The organism is Winogradskyella psychrotolerans RS-3 (genome assembly GCF_000427335.1).
Classification (GTDB): Bacteria; Bacteroidota; Bacteroidia; order Flavobacteriales; family Flavobacteriaceae; genus Winogradskyella; species Winogradskyella psychrotolerans.
The window spans coordinates 1-26,268 of sequence record NZ_ATMR01000206.1 but is presented as its reverse complement, the minus strand read 5'-3'; the positions used below and the strand labels follow the sequence as shown (position 1 = coordinate 26,268).

The 26,268-nt window shown below is 34.9% G+C and carries 21 protein-coding genes and 1 pseudogene; 13 read left to right on the top strand and 9 right to left on the bottom strand.

All coding sequences use genetic code 11. The features are described from left to right. Window positions 1-4: 4 nt before the first annotated feature. Complete coding sequence (gene panD, locus ADIWIN_RS18235; RefSeq protein ID WP_020897988.1) at window positions 5-355, bottom strand: aspartate 1-decarboxylase; 351 nt, start codon at window positions 353-355, stop codon at window positions 5-7. A 13-nt stretch (window positions 356-368) separates the two neighbouring features. Beyond that, entirely contained in the window at window positions 369-1,220 is an 852-nt protein-coding gene (gene panC, locus ADIWIN_RS18230) for a pantoate--beta-alanine ligase (RefSeq protein WP_020897987.1), read from the bottom strand. Window positions 1,221-1,329: 109 nt separating this feature from the next. On the opposite strand from panC, the gene ADIWIN_RS18225 reads away from it, so the two are divergent. The 7 genes and pseudogenes from ADIWIN_RS18225 to ADIWIN_RS18195 all read left to right on the top strand — a co-directional run bounded on the left by ADIWIN_RS18225 (window position 1,330) and on the right by ADIWIN_RS18195 (window position 12,334). Continuing rightward, the gene (locus tag ADIWIN_RS18225) at window positions 1,330-2,142 is read left to right on the top strand and encodes a glycogen/starch synthase (protein ID WP_020897986.1); all 813 of its coding nucleotides are present in this window, start codon (window positions 1,330-1,332) and stop codon (window positions 2,140-2,142) included. A gap of 1 nt (window position 2,143) precedes the next feature. Beyond that, window positions 2,144-3,886, top strand: coding sequence for a BamH family beta-barrel-assembly machinery protein (gene bamH / locus ADIWIN_RS20215; RefSeq protein ID WP_081669605.1), 1,743 nt, complete (start codon window positions 2,144-2,146; stop codon window positions 3,884-3,886). A 12-nt stretch (window positions 3,887-3,898) separates the two neighbouring features. Then, a pseudogene (gene glmS, locus ADIWIN_RS18215) lies at window positions 3,899-5,745 on the top strand (glutamine--fructose-6-phosphate transaminase (isomerizing)). Between the two features lie 172 nt (window positions 5,746-5,917). After that, the gene (locus ADIWIN_RS18210) at window positions 5,918-8,650 is read left to right on the top strand and encodes a TonB-dependent receptor (protein ID WP_040757718.1); all 2,733 of its coding nucleotides are present in this window, start codon (window positions 5,918-5,920) and stop codon (window positions 8,648-8,650) included. An 11-nt stretch (window positions 8,651-8,661) separates the two neighbouring features. Then, window positions 8,662-10,281, top strand: a complete 1,620-nt coding sequence (locus tag ADIWIN_RS18205) for an SGNH/GDSL hydrolase family protein (protein ID WP_020897981.1) — start codon at window positions 8,662-8,664, stop codon at window positions 10,279-10,281. 192 nt (window positions 10,282-10,473) lie between these two features. Then, the gene (gene atpD / locus ADIWIN_RS18200) at window positions 10,474-11,982 is read left to right on the top strand and encodes a F0F1 ATP synthase subunit beta (protein WP_020897980.1); all 1,509 of its coding nucleotides are present in this window, start codon (window positions 10,474-10,476) and stop codon (window positions 11,980-11,982) included. 73 nt (window positions 11,983-12,055) lie between these two features. Next, window positions 12,056-12,334 carry a F0F1 ATP synthase subunit delta/epsilon gene (locus ADIWIN_RS18195; RefSeq protein WP_020897979.1) on the top strand — a complete coding sequence of 93 codons (279 nt, stop codon included), beginning with the start codon at window positions 12,056-12,058 and terminating at the stop codon, window positions 12,332-12,334. 73 nt (window positions 12,335-12,407) lie between these two features. On the opposite strand, the gene ADIWIN_RS18190 is transcribed toward ADIWIN_RS18195, so the two are convergent. After that, a complete protein-coding gene (locus tag ADIWIN_RS18190) occupies window positions 12,408-13,175 on the bottom strand; it encodes an XRE family transcriptional regulator (RefSeq protein WP_020897978.1) in 768 nt (255 codons plus the stop codon). 242 nt (window positions 13,176-13,417) lie between these two features. On the opposite strand from ADIWIN_RS18190, the gene ADIWIN_RS18185 reads away from it, so the two are divergent. The 4 genes from ADIWIN_RS18185 to ADIWIN_RS18170 all read left to right on the top strand — a co-directional run bounded on the left by ADIWIN_RS18185 (window position 13,418) and on the right by ADIWIN_RS18170 (window position 18,830). Beyond that, complete coding sequence (locus tag ADIWIN_RS18185) at window positions 13,418-16,438, top strand: DNA polymerase III subunit alpha (RefSeq protein WP_020897977.1); 3,021 nt, start codon at window positions 13,418-13,420, stop codon at window positions 16,436-16,438. 576 nt (window positions 16,439-17,014) lie between these two features. After that, window positions 17,015-18,232: a DNA polymerase IV gene (dinB, locus tag ADIWIN_RS18180; RefSeq protein WP_040757717.1), complete on the top strand. Its 1,218-nt coding sequence runs from the start codon at window positions 17,015-17,017 to the stop codon at window positions 18,230-18,232. 44 nt (window positions 18,233-18,276) lie between these two features. Beyond that, window positions 18,277-18,543 (top strand): hypothetical protein, encoded by a 267-nt coding sequence (locus ADIWIN_RS18175; RefSeq protein WP_152487296.1) that lies wholly within the window; start codon window positions 18,277-18,279, stop codon window positions 18,541-18,543. Continuing rightward, window positions 18,537-18,830 carry a type II toxin-antitoxin system RelE/ParE family toxin gene (locus ADIWIN_RS18170; protein WP_020897974.1) on the top strand — a complete coding sequence of 98 codons (294 nt, stop codon included), beginning with the start codon at window positions 18,537-18,539 and terminating at the stop codon, window positions 18,828-18,830. The genes ADIWIN_RS18175 and ADIWIN_RS18170 overlap by 7 nt, the downstream gene beginning before the upstream one ends. A 31-nt stretch (window positions 18,831-18,861) precedes the next feature. Here the strand turns inward: ADIWIN_RS18170 and ADIWIN_RS22010 are convergent, their stop codons facing one another. Genes ADIWIN_RS22010 through ADIWIN_RS19790 form a run of 5 tightly spaced genes read right to left on the bottom strand, consistent with a single transcriptional unit; the run spans window position 18,862 to window position 22,010 of the window. Further along, a complete protein-coding gene (locus ADIWIN_RS22010; protein WP_020897973.1) occupies window positions 18,862-19,857 on the bottom strand; it encodes a M61 family metallopeptidase in 996 nt (331 codons plus the stop codon). A 32-nt stretch (window positions 19,858-19,889) separates the two neighbouring features. Beyond that, the gene (locus tag ADIWIN_RS22005) at window positions 19,890-20,657 is read right to left on the bottom strand and encodes a M61 family metallopeptidase (RefSeq protein WP_020897972.1); all 768 of its coding nucleotides are present in this window, start codon (window positions 20,655-20,657) and stop codon (window positions 19,890-19,892) included. A gap of 44 nt (window positions 20,658-20,701) precedes the next feature. Beyond that, the gene (locus tag ADIWIN_RS18160) at window positions 20,702-20,908 is read right to left on the bottom strand and encodes a helix-turn-helix domain-containing protein (protein WP_040757716.1); all 207 of its coding nucleotides are present in this window, start codon (window positions 20,906-20,908) and stop codon (window positions 20,702-20,704) included. 2 nt (window positions 20,909-20,910) lie between these two features. Next, the gene (locus ADIWIN_RS19795) at window positions 20,911-21,498 is read right to left on the bottom strand and encodes a DUF2975 domain-containing protein (protein WP_020897970.1); all 588 of its coding nucleotides are present in this window, start codon (window positions 21,496-21,498) and stop codon (window positions 20,911-20,913) included. Window positions 21,499-21,500: 2 nt separating this feature from the next. Next, on the bottom strand, window positions 21,501-22,010 hold the full coding sequence (locus ADIWIN_RS19790) for a DUF2975 domain-containing protein (RefSeq protein WP_020897969.1): 510 nt from the start codon (window positions 22,008-22,010) through the stop codon (window positions 21,501-21,503). A 147-nt stretch (window positions 22,011-22,157) separates the two neighbouring features. Here ADIWIN_RS19790 and ADIWIN_RS18145 point away from each other — a divergent pair, with 147 nt between their 5' ends. Further along, window positions 22,158-22,574 (top strand): putative signal transducing protein, encoded by a 417-nt coding sequence (locus ADIWIN_RS18145; protein ID WP_020897968.1) that lies wholly within the window; start codon window positions 22,158-22,160, stop codon window positions 22,572-22,574. Here the strand turns inward: ADIWIN_RS18145 and ADIWIN_RS18140 are convergent. Beyond that, complete coding sequence (locus tag ADIWIN_RS18140; protein WP_020897967.1) at window positions 22,564-24,060, bottom strand: aminotransferase-like domain-containing protein; 1,497 nt, start codon at window positions 24,058-24,060, stop codon at window positions 22,564-22,566. The two genes, ADIWIN_RS18145 and ADIWIN_RS18140, sit on opposite strands and share 11 nt — an antisense overlap. Before the next feature lie 99 nt (window positions 24,061-24,159). Between ADIWIN_RS18140 and ADIWIN_RS18135 the strand changes: the two genes are divergently transcribed. Further along, on the top strand, window positions 24,160-25,992 hold the full coding sequence (locus ADIWIN_RS18135; protein WP_020897966.1) for a TonB-dependent receptor plug domain-containing protein: 1,833 nt from the start codon (window positions 24,160-24,162) through the stop codon (window positions 25,990-25,992). Window positions 25,993-26,268: the final 276 nt, after the last annotated feature.

Below are 26,268 nucleotides of genomic sequence, written 5' to 3'. Positions count from 1 at the left end.
CTGTTTACTTTAGAAGATTCGTAGCTTCGTCTGGAAACACTAATGACGGTTTAAACACCTTAGCTTCTTCGATATCCATAATCGCATAAGTAATAAGAATAAGCGTGTCGCCAACAGCTACTTTACGTGCCGCAGCTCCATTAAGCGTAATTTCGCCACTATTACGTGGGCCAGGAATACAATAGGTTTCTAAACGTTCTCCATTGTCATTATTCACAATTTGAACTTTTTCGCCTTGTATAATATTTGCCGCTTCCATTAAGTCTTCGTCAATAGTTATACTACCAATATAATTAAGTTTGGCTCCTGTAACCTTTACACGATGAATTTTAGATTTTACAACTTGTATTTGCATACCACAAAGATAATTAATTTAAAGCGATATTATCTATCAATCTTATATCGCCCGCATACACAGCTATAAATGCTCTATATGACTTTTTTGTTGATTTACGTTTTACTGGTTTTAAGGTCGCTATATCCGCAATAATAAAATACTCTAACTCTAAAAGTCCTTGTTTTTTAAATTGTGTATTGACCCATTCCGTTACATTCTGAGCACTTTTTGTGCCAAACTTTGTTTTGGCAGATATTAGTGTTTTATAAATAAATGGAGCATCAGCTCTATGCGCTGGTGACAGTCTTGCATTTCTAGAACTCATAGCCAATCCATCCGCTGCTCTGTGAATTGGACAACCAATAATCTTAACGGGCAAATGATGCAATTCTACAAGTTTTCTAATAATTTGTAATTGCTGAAAATCTTTCTCGCCAAAATAGGCACGGTCTGGCTTAACAATTTCAAACAAACGCTTCACAATGGTACCGACTCCATCAAAGTGTCCTTCTCTAAAGGCACCTTCCATTTCATGCTCTAATCCATCAAAATTAAATGCTTGAGATTGTATCTCACTACCATAAATATCCTCATTAGAAGGCGCATAAATAATGATGCGATCATCACCCACTGTTTTCAATAGTGAGAGATCTGCTTCTAAAGTTCTTGGGTACTTAACTAAGTCCTCCTCATTATTAAACTGGGTAGGATTAACAAAAATACTAACAACCACAAAGTCGTTTTCTTTTAACCCTTTATTAACCAGTGATAAATGCCCTTTATGTAAAGCACCCATTGTTGGCACGAAGCCAATGGTGTTACCATGGTCTTTTAACGCACTTACATAATTCGATAATTCAGTTTTATTTTGAAAGTTTTTCAATGTCGTAACAAAAGTTTAACGCATGCAAACATAATATAATACTAGCAATCTGCCCAAATTTTTGTAATTTTGCATGTTTTTTACTATTAATTTCAAAAGCAGCAGATTTATGAAAGATAAACGAATATTGTATGTGTCCTCGGAAGTTGTTCCATATTTACCAGAAACTGAAATTTCTTCAATGTCATTTGAAGCACCAAGAATGGTAAACAAACAAGGAGGTCAGATTAGAATATTTATGCCTCGTTTTGGAAATATTAATGAAAGAAGACATCAATTGCACGAAGTTATTAGACTTTCTGGTATCAATTTAGTCATTAATGATTTAGATATGCCTTTGATTATTAAGGTCGCTTCGATTCCGAAAGAACGTATCCAAGTTTACTTTATAGATAATGAAGATTATTTTAAGAGAAAAGCAACACTAACAGACGAAGACGGCAAACTATTTTCAGATAACGACGAACGTGCTATCTTCTTTGCTAAAGGAGTTATAGAAACTGTTAAAAAATTGAATTGGGCTCCAGATATTATTCATGTTAACGGTTGGTTAGCGTCATTACTTCCTCTGTACCTAAAAGAGTTTTACAAAACGGAACCTTTATTTACCGAAAGTAAAATAGTAACCTCTGTATACAATCAAAGCTTTGAAGGTACGTTAGATAAAGACATGATCTCTAAAGTAAATTTTGATGGATTGGATGCGGAAACAACAAAATTATTAAATCAGCCAGATTACATTAATTTAATGAAAATTGCAATCGATAATTCTGATGCCATTATTAGGGGTTCTGAAGAATTACCAAAAGAATTAGATACGTATTTAAATGATTTAACAAAACCGGTATTAGATTATTACTCTATTGAAGAATTTGCAGATCCTTACACCGAGTTTTACAACAATACTGTATTAAAAAGTTAATATTACCTATGAAAAAAATAAAATTGCCATACAGTTTATATCCTTTGGTTTAATTGTTTTAAGTTTTATTGCTTGTGACAGTGATTATGCAAGCCTAAACTCTGACGTTCTTAATAGTGATATTGCAACAAATTTTGATATATTATCAGAAAAAGAATACAGCGTTACAACATATACTAAAGTTTTAACACCAGTACAAACAAACTTATTAGGCTTAACAACCTTAGGTATCTACGACGATGCTTATGGAAGAACAACCTCGAGTTTTGTAACTCAATTAACACCTTCTTCATACTCCCCAACATTTGGAGATGAGGCAAGGGTAGATTCTGTTGTTGTTACCATTCCATATTTTAGTACTGCAACAGGTATTGATGAAGATGGCAATACGACATACAGTCTAGATTCTGTAATATCTAAAGGGGAAAACTACAATAACATAAAGTTAAGAATTTTTGAAAACAACTACTTCATTAGAAATTTTGATCCTAGTGGTAGTTTTAATGAAGGTCAAGCTTATTTTTCAGATAAAACATCAACATCTGAAACAATATCAACTACAGCTTTAGAAGGCTCAGAACTCACTTTTGTGAGTTATGATGAATTGGGTAGTAATATGTTCGTGGTTGACAATGAAATTGATATAAACGATAAAGGCTATAGCTTAAAAGACGTTAATAATCTCGATGAAAATGGAGATAAAACCTTGTTATCAAACGAACCTCCAGCAATAAGAATCATGTTAGAACCTTCTTTTTGGGAGGATAAAATACTAGCTAAAGAAGGAGATGCCGTTTTAAGTAATCTAAATAATTTTACAGAGTACTTTAGAGGCCTTTATTTTAAAGCGGAAACCGTAAATGATGATGGTAGTTTTCTTGTGTTAAATACAACAAGCTCTAATAACGCTAACATAACAATATACTACTCAAAATTAACAGAATCTACCACAGATGACGATGAACTAAGAGACAGCTCTACTTATGTTCTTACTTTTGGCTCAAATAAAATTAATTTTCTCGATAACGATTTTACACTTCCTATTAATAATGTAGATGCAACTAATGGAGACAGTAGGATTTACCTAAAAGGAGGACAGGGAGCTATTGCAGGAATAAGATTATTTGATGGTTTTGATAACGAAGCAGGTATTAGCAATTTCGATAAATTTAGAAATGATTTTGTTAACTTAGAAGATAACAAATTTGAAAGCTCTAAACGATTAGTTAACGAAGCCAATTTGGTTTTTTATGTAGATAGAGAACAACTAGATCTTTTAAATGAGGACCCTGACAACGAACCTAATCGCTTATATCTGTATGATGCACAAAATAAAACACCTTTAGTCGATTATTATTTAGATGCCGCTAACACCAATTTACCTTCGTTTTCTAGAATTAGACATCTCGGCCCTTTACAACGTGTTGAAGATGAAACCGACGCTGACTATGAAAAAGGTATTAAATATAAATTAAAGATTACGGAGCATATTAATAATTTACTATTAAGTGATTCAACAAATGTTGAACTTGGTTTAGCTGTGTCTTTAAATGTAAATATAGAAGACCCTAGCATTAGCTTTTCTCAAAGTAAAGTAAAAACTGGTGATGATTTAAATTTAACTGTACCAATAAGCTCTGTATTATCCCCAAGAGGAACTATATTGTACGGTAATAACGTGACAGATCAGGACGAAAGTAAACGCGTGTACTTAGAAATCTATTACACAGAACCAAATTACTAAAAAAATAAACCTATGTGTGGAATTGTTGGATATATTGGCCATAGACAGGCTTATCCTATTATTATAAAAGGACTTCAAAGATTAGAATACAGAGGTTATGATAGCGCTGGTATCGCCTTATACGACGGTAATACAATTAAGCTATCAAAAACCAAAGGCAAAGTTTCTGATCTCAAAAACAAAATAGAGAGTGAGATTTCTACTGAAGGAACTTTAGGTATTGGTCATACACGTTGGGCTACACATGGTGTACCAAATGATGTCAATTCCCATCCACACTATTCTAATTCTGGAGATTTAGTAATTATTCATAATGGTATCATTGAAAACTATGATTCCTTAAAAAAAGAATTAATTAAGCGAGGCTACACTTTTCAATCAGACACAGATACGGAAGTATTAATTAATCTTATTGAAGAGATAAAGAAAAACGATAACCTAAAGCTAGGTAAAGCTGTTCAAATTGCCTTGAACCAAGTTGTAGGAGCTTACGCCATTGCTGTGTTCGATAAAAACAAACCGAACGAAATTGTTGTTGCCAAACTTGGTAGTCCGTTAGCAATTGGTATTGGTGATGATGAATTCTTCATTGCAAGTGATGCTTCCCCTTTTATTGAATATACTAAGAATGCCATTTATCTTGAAGATGAAGAAATGGCAATTATTAGAAGAGGTAAAAAATAAAAGTTAGAAAAATTAAAAATGATATTTTAGTTGATCCATACATTCAAGAACTTCAACTTAATTTAGAACAAATTGAAAAAGGGGGTTACGATCATTTTATGCTAAAAGAAATCTATGAACAGCCAAGTGCTATTTTAGATACATTTAGAGGTCGGCTTTTAAGTAAAGAAGCCATAATTAAAATGTCTGGTGTTGAGGATAACATGAAAAAATTCTTGGCAGCAGATCGTATTATAATCGTAGCATGCGGAACATCTTGGCATGCTGGTTTAGTTGCAGAGTATATTTTTGAAGATTTAGCAAGGATACCTGTTGAAGTAGAATACGCTTCAGAATTTAGATATAGAAATCCCGTAATAACTGAAAAAGATATCGTTATCGCCATTTCTCAATCTGGTGAAACAGCAGATACTTTAGCCGCTATAAAATTAGCAAAATCTAAAGGGGCATTCGTTTTTGGTGTATGTAATGTGGTTGGTTCAACCATCGCAAGAGAAACAGATGCAGGTGCATATACACATGCTGGCCCAGAAATTGGAGTAGCGTCAACTAAAGCATTTACAACACAGATTACTGTATTAACACTAATGGCTTTACGATTAGCAAGAGCTAAAGGTACCATGTCTAGTTCAGAATTTAGACATCACCTCATTGAGTTAGAAACTATCCCTAGCAAAGTTGAAGAAGCATTAAAATCTGACGCTTACGTAAAAACTGTGGCGGAGATATATAAAAACTCTACTAATTTCTTGTACTTAGGTCGTGGCTTTAATTTTCCTGTTGCGCTAGAAGGAGCATTAAAATTAAAAGAGATTTCTTATATACATGCAGAAGGTTATCCTGCTGCAGAAATGAAACATGGACCAATTGCCTTAATTGATGAGCAAATGCCAGTTGTGGTAATTGCAACTAAAAAAGGACATTACGAGAAAGTGGTAAGTAACATACAAGAAATAAAATCTAGAAAAGGTAAAATTATAGGTATTGTTACTAAAGGAGATACAAGTGTAAAAGAATTAGCAGATCATGTTATTGAAGTACCAGAAACTTTAGAATGCCTTACCCCTTTATTAACTACAATACCATTACAGTTACTTTCATACCACATCGCTGTAATGTTAGAAAGGAACGTAGATCAACCAAGAAACTTAGCTAAATCAGTTACAGTAGAGTAGCTAAACTGGTTATCAAAATCATATTTCATGGCCTAAAAATTGAGGATTTTTCAATTTTTAGGCCTTCTTTTTACAATAAAATGCTATGCGTGCATAATTTTATGAGAATTTCTTATTGAATTTTCATATATTTAATTAAATTGCTCATCTAATAAATTAACTAATCTCTAACATGAAGACAATCTTAAAGCTTTTCACTATGCTTTTTTGCGTGGTATCTTTTGCACAAACCACAATAAATGGTAAAATTATCGACAATACTGGCTTACCATTACCTGGAGCAAATATTGTTGTAGTAGGTACTAGTACAGGTACAGTATCTGATTTTGACGGAAACTACACCCTAACAGTAACTCAAGAATTACCGTTCTCAATTCGTGTGAGTTACACAGGTTTCGAACCTCAAACAATTGAAATCACTGCCAATAACCAAACAGTTGATGTTGTTATGGCTGAAGGTAACGAACTAGATGAGGTTATTATCTCAGCTTCACGTACTCCAGAACGTATTTTTGAATCACCTGTTACCGTTGAGCGCTTTGGATTAAAAGAAATTAAAAACACGGCTTCAGCAGATTTTTACGGTGGTTTAGAAAACTTAAAAGGTGTTGACGTAAATACCAGTAGTTTAACTTTTAAATCAGTTAACACAAGAGGTTTTGCTACAACTGCCAATACGCGTTTCATGCAATTAGTTGATGGTATGGACAACTCTACACCTGCTTTAAATTTCCCAATTGGAAATCTTGTAGGTATGGTTGAAACAGATGTGCATAGTGTTGAACTTTTACCAGGAGCATCTTCTGCATTATATGGTGCAAATGCATTTAATGGTATTCTATTTATGAGAAGTAAAAATCCTTTCGATCACCAAGGAATTAGTGTTTCTATCAAAAAAGGTATCACCTCTCAAAAAGCGGCAGGAGATAATGAATATACAGATGTAAGTCTTAGTATGGCTTATAAATTTAGCGATAAATTTGCAGCGAAAGTAAACTTTGGTTATTTGGATGGTACAGATTGGGCCGCAACTAGCGAAGTAGATAGTGATATGTTTGGAGGTACAAGAGCTAGCAACTTAAACTATAACGGTATTAACGTTTATGGTGATGAAGTATCTGCGAACATTAATGATTTATCTGGAGGTACAGGTATAGTTCCAGATGTTTTTGTAAGTAGAACAGGATATAATGAAAGATACCTAACAGAAAATAAAGCCCAAAGTATCAAAGCGGATTGGGGACTATATTACCGTCCAATAACAGATAGTAATTTCGAAATTCAATATGTAGGTAAAGTAGGTACTGGTACTACCATATACCAAGGGACTAACCGATATAATATCGATGGATTTTTCCAAGAGCAACATAAACTAGAATTAAAAAACGACAATTATTTTGTAAGAGGTTATGTTGTAGCTGATAAAGCTGGTGATTCTTATGATATGGTGTTTACAGGAATCAACATTAACAGAGCTTGGAAAAGCGATGCTGATTGGTTCGGTGATTATATAAACACCTACGTAGCCGCAACTTTAGGAGGTGGTGCTACGGATACTCAAGCTCATGCTGCAGCAAGAGCTGCTGCTGAAAATGGAAGATTTGAACCAGGCTCAACAGAATTTAATAATGCATTCAACAGAATCATTAAAGACCCAGATTTAGCTACAGGATCACAATTCAAAGATGCTTCTAAATACTACCATGCGGATGGTAACTACAACTTTAGTCATTTAACTGATATTGCAGACATTCAAGTTGGAGGGTCTTTTAGACAATATAAATTAAATTCTTTCGGATCTATCTACACGGATTATGATGGTGAAATTGACTATAGTGAGTTTGGTGTTTACACACAAATTCAAAAAGAATTAGAATTAAATGAAGATATGAATTTAAAAATAACGGCTTCTGCACGTTATGATAAGTCAGAGTTTTTTGACGGATTTATTTCACCTAGACTATCTTTAGGTTTAACACTAAATAAAAATCACAACATTAGAGCGTCTGCTCAAACAGGTTTTAGAAATCCTACTACTCAAGATTTATTTATCGGATTAGATGCCGGTAGAGCAATATTAGTGGGTTCTGCTCCAGATAATTTAGATCGCTACACTAGAGATTTCACAGCAAGCAACGGAACCGTCTATACACAAACGGGGGCTGCTGCTTACAATAATTCGTATACAGCGTCTTCTGTACAACAATTAGCAGCAACTGGTGATCCTTCTGTTTTAACAGTGGCAAATCCAAATCTTGTATCTCCAGAAAAAGTATCTTCAATAGAAATTGGATACAGAGGAAAGTTTGACAACCTTACTATAGACTTTAGTACGTATTATAATAAATATAAAGATTTTATATCCTCAGAAGTTGTTATTGCACCATTATATGGCTCAGTAGCAGATGGCTCTGCAGTTGCGGCTATAGCTAATAGTGACTTCACTACTTATAGTGCATATACAAATTCTGATGTTGATGTTAATTCTTATGGTGCTTCAATAGGGTTATCAACTAAAGTAATGAATGATTTTGATTTAGGTGGAAGTTACACATTCACTAAACAAGATTTTGACCAAGCAGCTAATCCTAATTTTGAAACGAACTTTAATACACCAGAGCATAAGTTTAAAGCGCATTTTGGTAATACAGAGTTATTTAAAAACTTTGGTTTTAACGTGGCTTACAAATTTACTGATGATTATTTCTGGGAAGCAACTTTCGGTGATGGTATTGTACCAGAATTCCACACGGTTGATGCACAAATTAGTTACACTATTCCAACCTTAAAATCTACACTTAAGTTAGGTGGTACAAATATTGGGGGGAAAGAATATTTCACTGTATTTGGATCAGGTTACATAGGGTCAATGTATTATGCTTCTTGGACAATTAATAACTTATAAAAAATAGCAAAATGAAAACTATAAAATATATATTACTTTCAGCTGTCTTAATTGGATTCACAGCATGTAATGATGAAGAAGATTTTGAAGAACTTTTAGATAACCCAACAGAAGAAGTTGTATTTCCAGAATTAAATGCCGGTGAAGCTGATTTTTCTAAATACATTGCTGTTGGAGCTTCTTTTTCAGGAGGGTTTACGGATAATGCATTATTTATCGCTGGTCAACAAAACTCATTTCCAAATTTATTATCTCAAAAATTTGCTTTAGTTGGTGGAGGTAGCTTTACACAACCTTTAATGAATGATAATATTGGTGGATTTGTATCAGGGACTACAGTAGTAGTAGCTCCTAGATTATTCTTTAATGGTAGTGGCCCAGCGGTTCTGCCTGCAACACCTACAACACAAATTGCGGATGTATTATCTGGACCATTCAATAATTATGGTATTCCTGGAGCTAAAAGTTTTCATCTTGGTATAGCTGGTTATGGTACTTTAAATCCTTATTTTGGAAGAATGGCTTCAAACCCTGCAGCAACCGTTTTAGGAGATGCTGTGGCTCAAAATCCAACATTCTTTACGCTATCTGAAATCGGTGGAAATGATGTACTATCGTATGCAACATCTGGAGGAACAGGCATAGACCAAATCAATAATTTAGACCCATCAACTTACGGTTCAAATGATATAACAGATCCTAATGTATTTGCAGCGTCATTTTCAGCTACTGTAGATGCCTTAATGGCAAATGGAGCAAAAGGTGTGGTTGCTAATCTTCCTTACATTACAACATTAGCACATTTCACAACAGTACCTCACAATCCATTAGACCCAACAAATGAAGCTTTTGGACCTCAAATTCCATTATTAAATTCAATTTTTGGTGCACTAAACCCAATTTTTAATGCCGTAGATCCTAGCAGAGCTATTGTTTTTTCTGAAACTGCTGCAAGTGCTGTGGTAATTAAAGATGAAACGCTTGATGACATTTCTGCTACAATTGCAGGTGCCTTAAATGCAAGTCCAACATTCCCTGCTTTTATTGCACAATTTGGATTACCTGCACAAGCAGTGCCATTAGTAGCTAACTTATTAGGAAATACTTACGGACAAACAAGACAAGCTACTGCTGCTGATTTATTAGTTCTACCTAGTAGTTCAATAATCGGTACTGTAAATGAAGACTATGCTACTGCATTAGAATTACAAGGTTTACCAGCAGCACTTGCTGCTCAATTTTCAGCTGAAGGTATTACATTACCTCTAGAAGATAAATGGGTGTTACTTCCTAGTGAACAATTCGCTATAAAAAGAGCAACAGATGCTTATAATGAAACTATTGATGCTATAGCAACAAGTAAAGGTCTTGCTTTTGTAGATTTTAAAACGATTTTACAACAAGCATCTACAACAGGGTTTGCATCTGGAGATTTTATTCTAACTACAGATTTAGTGTCTGGAGGATTAATTAGTTTAGATGGCGTTCATTTAACATCTAGGGGATATGCTTTAATGGCAAACGAAATGATGAGAGCTATAGATGCAACGTACGGATCTAATTTTGAGGCTTCAGGTAATTTTGTAGATGCAGGAAATTATCCAACAAACTTTCCTCCTACATTACAATAAAAAAACTCAAATACTATTACATAAAACGCTCTCAAATTGAGAGCGTTTTTTATGCTTAAAAAAGCCATAAATTTTCATATAATATTTAAATTAAAACTCCTATCTTTGCAGCGCGAAAAACGTACGCACTCAACTAGATTGCGTTAGCTGTTTTTCAGATTTAAACTATTGCAAAACAAAAACATAAGAGTAATGTCAAAAGTTACAGGTAAAGTTGCACAGATCGTAGGCCCAGTTATCGATGTAGAATTCGCTGCTGGTTCAGAGCTTCCAAAGATCTATGATTCATTAGAAATTAATAACCAAGATGGTTCAAAATTAGTATTAGAAGTACAATCTCACATTGGTGAAGACACTGTACGTACTATTGCTATGGATTCTTCAGATGGTTTAAGTAGAGGAACAGAAGTTCATGCCACTGGTGCTCCAATTCAAATGCCAATTGGTGATGATGTTTACGGACGTCTTTTCAACGTTATTGGTGATGCTATTGATGGATTAGGAGATTTACCTAAAGCTGGTGATGCTGGTTTACCTATTCACAGACAAGCTCCAAAATTCGAAGACTTATCAACGTCTACTGAAGTTTTATTTACTGGTATTAAAGTAATCGATTTAATTGAGCCTTATGCAAAAGGTGGTAAGATTGGTTTATTTGGTGGTGCTGGTGTTGGTAAAACAGTATTAATTCAGGAGTTGATTAACAATATAGCAAAAGGACACGGTGGACTTTCTGTATTTGCAGGTGTTGGTGAAAGAACACGTGAAGGAAACGATTTACTTCGTGAAATGTTAGAGTCAGGAATTATTAAATATGGTGATGACTTTATGCATTCTATGGAAGAAGGCGGATGGGATTTATCTAAAGTTGATAAAGCTGGAATGAAAGATTCGAAAGCTACTTTCGTATTCGGACAAATGAATGAGCCTCCTGGAGCTCGTGCTCGTGTAGCACTTTCAGGATTAACTATAGCAGAATATTTCCGTGATGGTGCTGGTGAAGGACAAGGAAAAGATGTATTATTTTTCGTAGATAATATCTTCCGTTTTACACAAGCGGGTTCTGAGGTATCTGCATTATTAGGTCGTATGCCTTCTGCTGTAGGTTACCAACCGACATTAGCAACCGAAATGGGTGCGATGCAAGAACGTATTACATCAACAAAAAGAGGATCTATTACATCTGTACAAGCGGTATACGTACCTGCAGATGATTTAACGGATCCAGCTCCAGCAACAACGTTTGCTCACTTAGATGCAACTACAGTATTATCTCGTAAAATTGCAGAATTAGGTATTTACCCAGCGGTAGATCCATTAGATTCTACATCAAGAATTCTTACTGCTGATATTTTAGGTGATGAGCATTACAACTGTGCACAACGTGTAAAAGAGTTATTACAACGCTATAAAGAATTACAAGATATTATTGCTATTCTTGGTATGGAGGAATTATCTGAAGAAGATAAAATGGCAGTAGGTAGAGCAAGACGTGTACAACGTTTCTTATCTCAACCATTCCACGTAGCAGAACAGTTTACAGGACTTAAAGGTGTTTTAGTAGATATTAAAGAAACAATTAAAGGTTTTAATCAGATTATGGATGGTGAGTTAGATCACTTACCAGAAGCAGCATTTAACCTTAAAGGTTCTATTGAAGAAGCTATTGAAGCAGGAGAGAAAATGTTAGCTGAAGCATAATTGGTTAATAGTTTATAGTTGTTGGTTGCTAGTTTTCCAACAACCATCAACTAATAACAAACAACTATAAAATATGTACTTAGAAATTGTATCACCAGAAGCCACATTATTTAGCGGAGAAGTTACTTCAGTAACTGTTCCTGGAGTAAATGGTGAATTTCAAATGTTAAACAATCACACTCCTATTGTCTCTATTCTTAAAGAAGGACATGTAAAAGTTGATGGAACTAACATTCAATTAGAAAAAGAGGTTGAAGCAAAATTTACAAAATCTGACAAAGGATTTTGGTTAGCTATTAATTCTGGCACATTAGAATTAAAAGATAATAAGCTAATTATTTTAGCAGACTAACACATCTCTTACTATAAAATAAAAAGCGCGAAATATTTCATTTCGCGCTTTTTTTATATTTAATAATGAAATATTACATTCGTTTTACCGCCTCTAATTCAACTTTTAGTTCTTGAAATAACATCATAATACTACTCAATTTTAATTCTTTTTCATCGTATTCTTGAGTGTTAATACAACAAGTAAACTCCCAAATCTCTAAAATGTTTTCGCGAGGAATTAAATAGGGTTGATACGTTTTATTATCTGAGCTTAACAACAAATTTGAAATGTCTCCTTCAGGAATATAAATCCGCTTGTACACCAAACCATCATCCTTAGTTAGTATAATATACGTACGTCCGTTTTTAACATCTCTAATATCGTCAACAAATTTTGCGACTATAAACGCACCATCTTTTACGGGTAACATAGAATCTCCTTTAATAGGAAATGCTCTGTGTGTGCCTGTTGGTAAAAATGGTAATTTAATCTTTTGAAGCTGTTCTATATATTCCGGATCATCATAACCAGACAAATAACCAGCAGATGCTTTTGCTGGGATAATTTCAATTAAATCTTCGTTGTCTTCATTAACAGTTACAGGAAATAACACACGCTTATTCCCTACCTCAATAAAGGAGGTATTTTTTGCTTTACGCAAATCATTTTTAACTAAAATATCAATAGGAATATCAAAGAAGTTAGACAAGTCTATTAAGCGGTCTATTGGCGGCTCTGAACGCCCTTCTTCATAAGAACCCACCATTGAGCGACTCCAGTTCAATTCATCAGCAAAGCGCTCTTGAGAGAGCTTTTTTAGAGTCCGTAAATGTTTTATATTAGCCTGAATCGGTTTCATCTGTAATTTTATTATATTAATCATTCATTAAAAAAAGTATCATGTTAGCACTATAAGTCCGTACAACTTATAACTATTATTCTCTTCACTCTTCACTCTTCACTCTTCACTCTTCACTCTTCACTCTTCACTCTTAACTTTTAACTTTTCACTTTTCACTTTTCACTTTTTCAAATATTACTACAAATATAAGCAATAAAAACTACACACAGTAGCTAAATTTACAATCTAGATTTTTAATTATGTATTTAAATTGTCACACCTATTACAGCCTTCGTTATGGTACCATAAAACCAGAGCAACTCCTTGCTATTGCATCAGAAAACGGCGTTCAAACCCTTGCGCTAACCGATATTAACAGTACATCTGCGTGTTTAGATGTAATGCGTTTGTCAAAAAAATACAAGATAAAACCCGTGCTTGGTGTCGATTTTAGAAATGGCGTACAACAGCAATTCATTCTTATCGCCAAAAACAATCAAGGGTTTCAAAACATTAATGCCTACCTCTCTAAATTTCTTCACAATCACGATTTACAAATCCCAGAACGACCAGATCAAGATTTAGACGATTGCTTTGTAATTTATCCTTATCAAAATGACAAGCATTTCGAGTTAAAACCTAATGAGTTTTTAGGCATCACCCCTAAAGATCTCAATACCTTAAAATTCTCAAAATGGAATGAATTCAAACATAAACTCGTGGTTTTAAAAACGGTGTCTTTTCAGAATAAAAAAGGATTCAACACCCATCGTTTATTACGTGCTATTGATAATAATACCTTATTAAGTAAACTTCCACAATCGGAAGAAGGTCATGAAAACGATATGATGCTACCGTATAACGACCTCTGTGAGACCTATTCGGAATTTCCAAAACTCATCAGTAATACAGAACAACTTTTAGAAACCTGCACCACTACTTTTGATTTTGAAAATACAGAACCTAAAAACCAAAAATGTCTAACTGAAAATGAAACTTCAGATTATCAGTTACTGAAACAATTAACATACGATGGAATTCACTATCGGTACGGCTCTGAGGTTGAACAGAAAGTTTATGAGCGTATTGAAAAAGAGCTTCATATCATTAAAAAAAAAGGCTTCGTCTCCTATTTTCTCATCAACTGGAAAATCTTAGAATACGCTCGTAGCAAAAACTATTACTACGTTGGTCGTGGTAGTGGTGCCAATAGTATTATTGCGTATTTATTACGAATTACTGATGTAGACCCCATTGAACTCGATTTGTATTTTGAACGTTTCATTAACCTCTTTCGTCAGAATCCGCCAGATTTCGACCTCGATTTTTCATGGAAAGACAGAGATGATATTACCAATTATATTTTCAACACCTTTAAACACACAGCACTTATTGCGGTTTACAACACCTTTAAATTTAGAGCGTCTATTCGCGAATTAGGAAAAGTATTTGGCCTACCTAAGTCCGAAATGGATAAACTAACCCGAGGAAAATATAACCTTAATCAGCTCGATCAAATATCACAACTCGTCATTAAATACAGTAAGTATATTGAAGGATTTCCTAATTATTTAGGCATTCATGCTGGTGGTATTCTGATTTCAGAGCAACCCATACATTCGTATTGTGCCACATTTATGCCACCAAAAGGTTTTGCAACTACACAGTTTGATATGGTGGTTGCTGAAGATATTGGTCTGTACAAATTTGATATTCTCAGCCAGCGTGGCTTAGGCAAAATAAAGGAAGCGGTAGAGATTATTGATGCCAATTATAAAGAACAACCACCAATTGACATACACGATATAAAAGGGTTTAAAAAAGACGAACGTATAAAAGATTTACTACGCAACGCAAAAGCTATCGGTTGTTTTTATGTAGAATCTCCAGCCATGCGCATGCTTTTAAAAAAACTACAAGTCGATAATTATCTAGGCTTAGTCGCTGCCAGTTCTATCATTAGACCTGGTGTTGCCAAAAGTGGCATGATGCGCGAATATATTTTACGGTATCGTTATCCCGAAAGACGAAAAGAAGCACACCCTGTTTTACAAAAAATTATGCCCGAAACTTATGGTATTATGGTGTATCAAGAAGATGTGATTAAAGTCGCTCACCTTTTTGGAGGTTTAGATTTGGGCGAATCGGATATGCTGCGCCGTGGCATGTCTGGAAAATTTAGATCGCGAGACGAGTTTGACAAAGTGAAACAAAAATTCTTCGATAACTGTATAAAAGATGGCAAACCCGAAGATTTAGTAGCAGATGTTTGGCGACAAGTTGAAAGCTTTGCTGGTTACGCATTTGCCAAAGGCCATTCTGCATCTTATGCGGTAGAAAGTTATCAAAGTCTATTTTTAAAAGCCTATTATCCGTTGGAATATATGACAGCGACCATTAATAATTTTGGTGGATTTTACAACACAGAATTATATGTCCATGAAGCTAGAATGCACAATGGTATTATTGAAGCTCCATGTATTAATCAGTCGTTTACCCAAGCCGTTATAAAAGAGAAAACGATCTATTTAGGCTTTATGTTTTTACAATCCTTAGAAGCTAAAACCATAAATCGCATTCTTAATGAACGACAAGAACATGGCAAATTTGAATCACTCGACGATTTTATAGAACGCGTCCCAATTTCTATTGAACAGATCTCTATTTTAATAAAAATAAATGCCTTTCGGTTTACAGGAATTAACAAACGTGAATTGCTTTGGGAAGCCCATTTAAAAATCAGTAAAACCGTCATCAAAGAAGACATCGTTACACTGTTTAAAACCGAACGTGTGAATTATAACACACCAGAACTACCGAGTACAGAGCTCGAAAATGCTTTCGATTCAATTGAATTATTAGGATTTAGCCTTTGTAATCCATTTTATTTATTAGAAAAACATTCGATTAGTAATTTACGTGCTAAACACTTAACACAACTAGAAAACAAACTTATTATCATTGAAGGTTACTTGATTACCACAAAAAACACCAAAACATCGAATGGTAAAATGATGCATTTCGGAACGTTTTTAGATCGTGATGGTGATTTTTTAGATACGGTTCACTTCCCTCCTATTGCAGCAAAATATCCATTTAGAGGTAAAGGAATTTATAGCATTACAGGAAAAGTTATGGTAGAATTTGATTGTGTCACTATTGAAGTTTCAAAAATGGAACGCTTGGCAATTATTGAAGATCCGCGTTATTCGGTAAATTCTTTAAATCCTACATTTCAGAATAAGAAAAGCTTTCAAGATCTCAAAATGGTACAAGGATAAAACCAAAACCTACTCGTCACTTCGAGTGATTTATGAGCTAGAGTAAATTTAAAATTTTCTATATCCTGCAAGGTTTCAAAAACCTTGTAGGTATAATTAACAGTTTAAAAAATAACATGGCGTCACTTCGAGTGAATTTGCGAAACTATCAAAATCAAAATATTTTTTGATTGAAGTCGTCACTTCGGGTGATTTATGAGCTAGGGTAAATTTAAAATTTTCTATATCCTACAAGGCTTTTAAAACCTTATTGACACTATGATTTTACACCCCTAATAATCTACGCTCGGTATTTTCAATGAAAGAATACTTTCATCTCAATAATCCTCAAGGGGACAATTAATAAAAAATTCTTTTAGATTTTTTTATTCGCAACAGTGAGATTGTCCCCTTGAGGATTATCGAAATAAAAAGCGAATGCTTTTGTTGAAGATACCGAGCGAAGCTCATTAGGGGTGTTTATTTTACAGACAAATAATCCTGTAAAGTCTTTTTTGAACTTGCACATATAAAATTACCTATTAAATACCTACAAGGTTTTTAAAACCTCGCAGGAAAGAAAACCCAAATTAAAAAATGATCAACAACCGCAACATCGTACACATGGATTTAGATACATTTTTTGTGTCTTGCGAAAGACACACCGATAGTAGCCTTAACGGAAAACCAATTCTTATTGGTGGCACAAGCGACAGAGGTGTGGTGGCGTCTTGCAGTTACGAAGCTCGAAAATTCGGCATTCATTCTGCGATGCCAATGCGTATGGCAAAACAACTCTGCCCTGAAGCTATTGTACTCAGAGGAAACTCTGGTATTTACACCAAGTTTTCAAACGCTGTTACTGATGTGATCAAAGAGAGCGTTCCGCTTTATGAAAAAACATCTATAGACGAATTTTACATCGATCTCACCGGAATGGATAAATTTTTCGGTTGCCACAAACTGGCTTCAGAATTACGTCAGAAAATCATCAAAGAAACTGGCTTACCGATTTCCTTTGGCTTATCGCTTAACAAAACAGTGTCTAAAATTGCGACTGGTGAAGCCAAACCCAACAACGAGATTCGTATTCTTTCTGGTAACGAAAAACCATTTTTAGCTCCACTTTCGGTTAAAAAGATACCTATGGTTGGTAATGTCACTTACAAAGCCTTGTGCGATTTGGGTGTAAAACGCATTCATACCATACAAGAAATGCCCATGGAACTCATGCATAAAGTATTGGGCAAAAACGGTCTTGTTATTTGGAAAAAAGCCAATGGCATAGACAACTCTCCTGTGGTACAGTACCACGAGCGTAAATCTATTTCTACAGAGCGTACGTTTAATCAAGATACTACAGATGTTACCAAACTTAAAGGCATGGTCGTTGCCATGGCAGAGAATTTGGCGTATCAATTACGTCGTGGTCATAAATTAACGGCTTGCGTCACGTTTAAGATTCGGTATTCCGATTTTCAGACCTATACACAACAGCAACGCATTCCCTATAGCGCCATGGATCATATGCTTATTCCTGTGGTATTAGATTTGTTTAAAAAACTATACCATCGCAGACTTTTAGTGCGATTAATTGGTGTAAAATTTAGTCATTTGGTAGAAGGTGGCCACCAAGTAAACTTGTTTGAAGATAACGAAATGCACCTCAACCTAACCAATGCTATGGACAAAATGCGCGAACGCTATGGAGATAGAGCTGTTATGAGCGCTGCAGGATTAGAAGCTAAAACCATTAGCCGTTTTAATCCTTTTAATGGAGAACCACCCCCTTTATTGGCTAATCGACGACGTTAAAAATTATAGCCTCTCAGGTGACAAAAATTCAAAAAACAAAACATATGAACGAGAAATTGTATCTTTATAACATACGAGAATTAAAAACGATGGATTTAGAAGCAAGAAAATACAAGTTTATACAACAGCTATCTGAAGTCAATGAAACACTTTTAGATAAATTAGAATACGTCCTAAAAAACGGATTACAAAATTCTGAAAGAATCACTCTAGAGGACTATAACAAAGAGATTGAAGAGGCAATTGAAGATATCGAAAAAGGTGAATTTTATACCCAAAACGAGGCTAAGAAAATAGCTGATCAATGGTAAAAATTGTTTGGCGGAAATTAGCATTATTGCAATTAAAAGAAGCTTTCGATTATATAAAAAAAGACTCCTTGCAATCTGCTGAAAACGTAAGAAATGAAATCTTTTCTGCAACGAACAACTTAAAATACAATCCTGAAATTCATCCATTAGACAAGTATCGCAAAAATAACGATGAAACCTTTAGAGCTTTTGAAATTTATAGTTACCGTATAGCCTATCAAATAACCAAATCGGAAATTAGAATACTTCGTGTTCGTCATACAAAACAAGAACCCTTAGGCTATTAGAAACTGTTAAAACACCTAAAGTTGTCAAACCCTACTTACTTCCCAACCAAGCATCACGATTTGCTTTAGCGACTTCAGATAAATCATCTAAACTTGAAATAGCATAAGACGTATCGGCATCTAAAGTTAATTTTACAGTGCGTTGCTTTCCGAAGCGCTCATAAACCACATCAACGGTTTGATTCGGTTTTACTGTACCTAAAATTTTATTTAAGTCTGAAGTTTCATTGAGTTCAACACCATCAATTTTAAGTAATTTATCTCCTTTTTCGAGACCTACTTTATAAGCTCCAGAACCGACCATTGTATTACTTGTAATCACTTGGTTTTTTAAACGCAATCCAAAAGCAGACTGCTCCGTGTTTTGTTTTAATTGCACACCAACCGTTTTAAACAAGGTTTCAAAATCTGGCATACCGCTTTTGTAGATATAATTGTTGAAAAAAGCATCACTAAATTCAGCACCAGCATAAGCCTTTAACGTTTCCTGTAAATCAGCAATAGTATAATAGGTTTCCGTTTTTCCGTAGGTATTCCAAACCAATGTCATGTAATCGTCTAGATTCAAGTTTTGCATTCTAAGCGATAAATCTAAAGCCAAACCCAACATACTGCCATACGAATAATAGGAAATAAAAGTATTGTCTCGATTGATATCATCTACCGATCGTGCTGCATCTACAAATGGCGCTTGATAGCTCATCTCAATAGGATTAAAAAACTGACGTCCTGGCGAATTCCACACGTAATTAAAAGTTCCTGTAAGCCCTTTTATATAATCTTCTTGTGTAATAAGTCCGGCTCTGGTTAAGGTTAAATCGTCATAATAACTAGTAAAGCCTTCAGCAAACCAAAGCTCTCCACTCATGTTAGCGTCTTCAAAATTAAAAGGTTCTAAACTTTGTGGTCGTATACGTTCTACATTCCAGCAATGAAAAAACTCATGAGACACCGTTCCAATATTACGATCGGCTCCATCGGCTAAACTTCGCGTGCTGGTGACAATGGTAGAGTTTCGATGTTCCATACCATCACCTGTGGCATTAGGAATGTAACAGCCTAAAAATGTGTATTCACCGTAATCGTAAGTTGGTAATTCCCCAAAAACGGCCTTTTGTTGTAAGATTGTTTTTTAACCTTTTCAAAATAGGCATCAAATTCTGCTGCCGTTCCATTATGGTGTAATGCAAAATTGATCTTTTGACCATCTACCTCAAACGAACGTAACATATGGTCACTAATTTCAGTCGGACTATCCATAAAATACTGTAAGTCATCAGCGGAATAAGTGTTCCCTTCTACGAGCTTTAACTGCGTTGCAATTTTCCAATTTAAGTCTTTGCGAGGTTTAAATTCGATGTTGAAGGTATCATTCTCCAAACTCGGAGCATACATAAAGGTCGCTGGCATATTAAGATGCGCGTGCGTTTCATCGACTTGTGCGTAGGTCCCATCTCCATGATTGGCGTATAAGGTGTAATTGACTATTATAGTGCCATCGTGATTGTTCACGATCCAAGAATACGGATCGGGACGTGTTGTTTCTAAAACATTACCCTTCCCATCTGTAACCTTTACATTATAAACATTCTTAGCAAATTCGTGAATAGCATAACGCCCTGGTGAGCTTCTAGACATTCTAAATGCGGCTTCACCAGATTTTAAACCTTTAAAAGTGGCCGTGATTTCAGCTTCATGATGCGCTGCATTTTCAAATGAAATGGTGTAGTTTGAACTTCCTGTAGTTGTTAATTCCGTTTCAGAAGTTTTGTCTTCCTTGCAATTCACTAAACATAAAAATGACAGTAATAAAATTAGGCTTCGCATCTATTCAATTTTTAGACTCCCAAGGTACTAATTTTTAAAACCTTTTAATCTTCTACGTATTCTAATATATCACTAGGCTGACAGTCCAAAGCTTTACAAATGGCTTCCAAAGTTGAAAATCGAATGGCTTTTGCTTTTCCCGTTTTTAAAATGGACAGGTTCGCAGTTGTGATCCCAACAATTTCAGCAAGTTCGTTGCTCTTCATGCCACGTTTGGCTAGTATGATGTCTAGGTTAACTATTATGGACATGCTTATATAGTTAGATCGTTTTCTGCTCTCAAATTTTCACCTTCTTTAAAAATCTCTGCCATTACAAAGGCCAAAAGCATATAAATTACTGGAGTTAATGATAGATGTGAAATAGTTTGACTTCCACTTTCAAATCGAAGTACAGTATAACTTATCAGAATTGTAACCACAATAATATAGACCCCAATCTTTCTAAACAGTTTTGCATTACGACTACTAAACGTATGCAATGTTTTCACAGATAACATAATGGTTTCGAAAGCCCTAAGTATTAGAAATAGTAACATGGCAACACTAATGATTTTGAAATAATTGATATACAAGGATACTGTTTTTAGTTTTCCAAAAGTATAAGGTTTTGAATCATATTTGGCATCCTCAGTATCATCCTTCCAAACATCTGAAACTATCGTCGAAACACCAAGATAACCTGGATTAGCCTTTAACACAATCTCTTCTTCTGCAAAAGTGTCTTTATCAATTTGAGCATATACAAATAAGCATGTAACACCTATTGCAGCAATTACTAATATGATTTTTAATAGCCTCGTTACCCAAACAGCGGTATTTAAAAGTGTGTTTTTAGTCATAATTATATCGTTAAATTGTTTTCTTCCTTAGCCTTTTTCGCCACCTTAAATACCTCGCTTAATACCATAAAAAATAAGCCGAGACATAGTATTATTATATATGGACTTAGACCTAAATTTAATTTGAGTTGATTTTTTACTATCATTCTAACTAAAAACAGAAACACAGAACCTAATATGCCTATGATCACCAAAAAGCGACCAATTTTATAAAAATTCACTATCACTTCTTCATGAAATGGTTCAGCCTTTAGGAAAAAATCTAAAGTTTTTCTAAACAAGTAAAAACAATAAATACTTACAAAAGTGAGTACCATAAACAGAAGTAATATAAAGTGAACGAATGGATTCGAATAATTTACATTCGACTCACCTGCCTCAAACAAAATATTATATGCATCTGAATCAAAGAAACCATATATATAACCTATTGGTAGAAAAATCAATATAGGAATACAAGTAAGTATCCAAATGTAATCGGCTAAACCTTTTAAGATAGTCAAGTTCTTCATATAAATTATCGTTTTACAATAACAAATATATAAAAATTATTGATAAACGATAATTAAATATTAAAGAACGAAAAAAATTATAGTATTCAGACCTGTCAGGTTTTAAAAACCTGACAGGTCTCCACAAGAATATAGTACCTTTACCTCATGCAAGACACCTTCGTTACCATAGCCAAATTTCAATATTCAACAGAAGCCGAAATCATTAAAGGCAGACTAGAGTCTGATGGCATTAAAGTATTCCTAAAAGACAATATCACTATTGATACAGATCCCTTAGTAAGTAATGCTATTGGCGGTATAAAATTAAACGTATTAGCTGCGGACGAAGCCAAAGCAAAAGATATTTTAAATTCCATTAAAGCCTATTCTCTAAATGATGATGGTGAAGCTATTGTCTGTCCTAACTGCGGAAAACATCGTATTGAGCTGTATTCTACCATTACCAATTTTAAATCCTTAGTCTCTTTTCTTATTGCTTTTATTACCGGAACACTACCTTTTAGCGCGCGCTACCAATACAAATGTGAGGATTGTAAGACGGAATTTCCCATTAAGAATTAAGGACGTTATCATAAGCACGTTTCAGTTTTTTAATCACGATTTCTAATTCATCTTCATTTAAATGTCCAAAACCAAAACGAATGGCACAAGTCGTTTTATCTTGATATAAAATCGTTTTTGGTAAGAACAAATCTAGTTTTTCAGCTTCTTCAGCCAGTTTCACCAAGGAAATGGTATTCACAAATTGCAACCATAGCGCCAAACCACCTAAGGGTATATCCCAAGTAATAGCACCTTCAAAATAATAGTTTAAATATTGACATAAACAATCACGTCGCTGTTTGTAAGTGATAATATTTTTCTTCTTAAGGCGATAGATTTCACCTTCAGAAATAAGCTCAGATAACATTTGCTCTTGTATTAAATCTCCTTGTTTATCTAATAATTGCAAATAGTTTTTGGCTTCAGAAATAAAGTTTTCGGGTGCGACCACAAACCCAGTATGAAAGCTAGGAAATAACGATTGCCCTAATTTACCGAGATAAATCACCATCCCATCTGCATCTGCACTTGCCATAGGTAACATGGCAGAACCTTCAAATTGAAAATCGTAATCGTAATCGTCTTCGATAATAGCAAACCCATACGTTTTTGCGAGTTGCAATAATTGCAAACGACGTTTAGCACTCAAGGTTACCGTAGTCGGATAATCCCTATGCGCACAGATATACACACAGCGAATGCTTTTCTTTACAAAATGAGTTTTTATATAATCCACATCCAAACCTTCATCATCTACTGGAATGGTCCGCATAATGGCACCAGCTTCTTGAAAAATCATATTAGCAGCATAATTACTTAACTGCCCAACCAACACCAAATCATCTTGTTTTATGAGCAGTTGCGACACCATATAAAGGCTCATTTCCGTGCTACGTGTATTAATTATATGATGAGGATTAATATGAAATCCTCGTGTGGCATTCAAATAATTACAGAGTTGTATACTAAAAACCGAAGGTCTTAAAGCGGTTGTGCTATTCCATTTATTAATTAGCGGTTTCCGTTTCATAGCAGCACTATACCATCTCGAAAATTGGTGCACAGGATGCAAACGCAAATCGGGCTTACCATCGTTAATAGAATATTTGGCTGTCGTTTCTTGTGCTGTGGAAGCCAAGTGAAACGATTTTTGAAACGGAAAACCCGCGACTTTTGGATACACGTACGCTTGTTGTAAGTGCTGCGTTGTGGCTTTAATTTTTGCCGTAGATTCTTCAGGTACCAAAACAAAAGTCCCTCTATTGGCTACAATATCTACCCAACCTTGCGAGGCCAACTCTTCGTAAATAGCAACAGCCGTATTCCGATGAATGTTTAACAACTGACTAAAAACGCGAGTTCCAGGCAATTTACTCCCTTTTTCCAAATAGCCACGTTGTATGGCATTTACGATTTGTTGAGCCACTTGAACATACACAGGTTGCACAATAGTTTTATCAAAAGTGATAAGCTGTTTTAGAATTTGACTAACCGGACTATTCATTGTTTTAAAACTGGACTACTTTAATCGTCCGGAAAGTTACGACTTTTGCAGCGTTAAAATTAAACCACACAAAAACAAAGTATTACAAAACATAAATAGATGAAAATCATAGTCTCACTTTTTACATTCATTTTAATGGCCACTTGCCAACTTAACGCGCAAGACACACAACCCATTATAAAAACAGATTCTTTAAAAGAGGTCATCATTACTTCAACGCGAATCGATTTACCCTTCAGAGAAAATTCGAGAACCATAAACATAATCACCGCAGCAGATATTAAAAGTAGCGCGGCGGTGACCATTTCAGATGTATTACAACAAATCGCAGGTGTCGATATTAGACGTCGTGGCACAGGAGGAAGTCAAGCCGATTTATTCATCAGAGGTGGTGGTTTCGATCAAACCCTCTTATTAATAGATGGTATCAAAATGGACGATGCGCAAACAGGACATCATACTTTAAATGCTGCGCTTCCCCTTGAAGTCATTCAACGTATCGAAGTGATAAAAGGACCTGCAGCCCGTGTATTTGGACAAAATGCCTTTACAGGAGCTATTAATATTGTCACAAAATCGAGTTTAGACAATTCCGTGTCTGCAAATCTTGAGACGGGTTCCTTCGGTCAACTTAATGGTTCAGTAACTGTTGGGAATGAATTAGAAAACTCAACACACATTCTCCATGTGGGGAAAATGACCTCTGATGGCTACCGAAACAATTCCGATTATGATAATTCTAATTACTTTCTAAAAAGCGTATTCAATAAAAATGCCCAAGCTATTGAAATGATTGCCACATTTTCTGAACGTAAGTTTGGTGCCGAAAATTTTTACACCACCAATCCTACGTTCAGCGAATATGAAGAAACGCAAAACAGTCTAATCGCATTCACCACGAAATTTCAATCTGAAAAATTCAAAATTCAACCACGTATCTACTGGAAACGTAACCAAGATCTATTTCTTCTAAAACGTTTTGAACCTGCATTCTTCAGAAACTTCCATCTGTCTAATAAAATCGGAGCAGAAGCCAATGCGTCATACACCTCAAAATTAGGAGTTACGGGCTTTGGGATAGACCTCTCTAAAACCTATTTAAAAAGTAACAACTTAGGGAATCGTAACCGTTTTATGACCACCTTATTTTTAGAGCATCGATTCCAGTTTATAGACAACCGTTTAGATATTACTCCTGGTGTTGCCGTCACCTATTTTTCGGATTTTAAATTTAATGGATTCCCCGGATTAGATGTAGGGTTCGATATTACCAACAACCTTAAAGCCTACGGAAACATCGGCTTTACCTATCGCATTCCCACTTATACCGATTTGTATTACACGGATCCAAGAACAAACGGTAATGAAAATTTAGAACCAGAAGAAGCCTTCGCGCAAGAAATTGGTATTAAATATCATTCATCAAGGATTAGAGCAAGTCTATCTGTTTTTAATCGCGATGCCAAAAACCTGATTGATTTTGTAAGACCAAACACTGTTGAAGAAATCTTTACAGCAACCAACATTGCAGAAGTCAACACCAAAGGTCTAGAAGTGGATGTGGCTTATAATTTTGAAATGAATAACTTCAACCAAACCTTAGCTTTTGGTTACGCCTATTTAGAAGATGATATTTTAGAGCAAAACGAAGAATTATCCCGTTATGCCTTAAACACCTTAAAACACCATTATACCACGAGATTAAGCACACAATTATTTAAAAACGTCAGTCAAAGTATCGTCTACAAGTATGCTGAACGTACCACAGGACAAACCTACAACGTTTGGGATGCGTCAATAATGCTACAATTAAAACAAGTAGAACTATCAGTCACAGCAAGCAACATTTTTGATGCCGATTATATTGAATCAGGTTTTACACCAATGCCACCAAGCAACATATTATTTGGTATGCGCTACAAATTCCTTTGAAAAAAGGAATCTCGTAAATTGAAACTAAATGCTCATCTCAACGATCCTTAAAGGTCTTTTTTGACCTTGAAGGTATAATATCCCGCACGCAGCATAGGACAAACCTAAACCGTTTGGGATGCTTCAATAATGCTACAATTAAAACAAGTAGAATTATCCATAACAGCAAGCAACATTTTTGATGCCGACTATATAGAATCAGGCTTTACACCAATGCCACCAAGCTAACCCACAACAAACACCAACACCCTGTCATTCCTGCGTAGGCAGGAATCT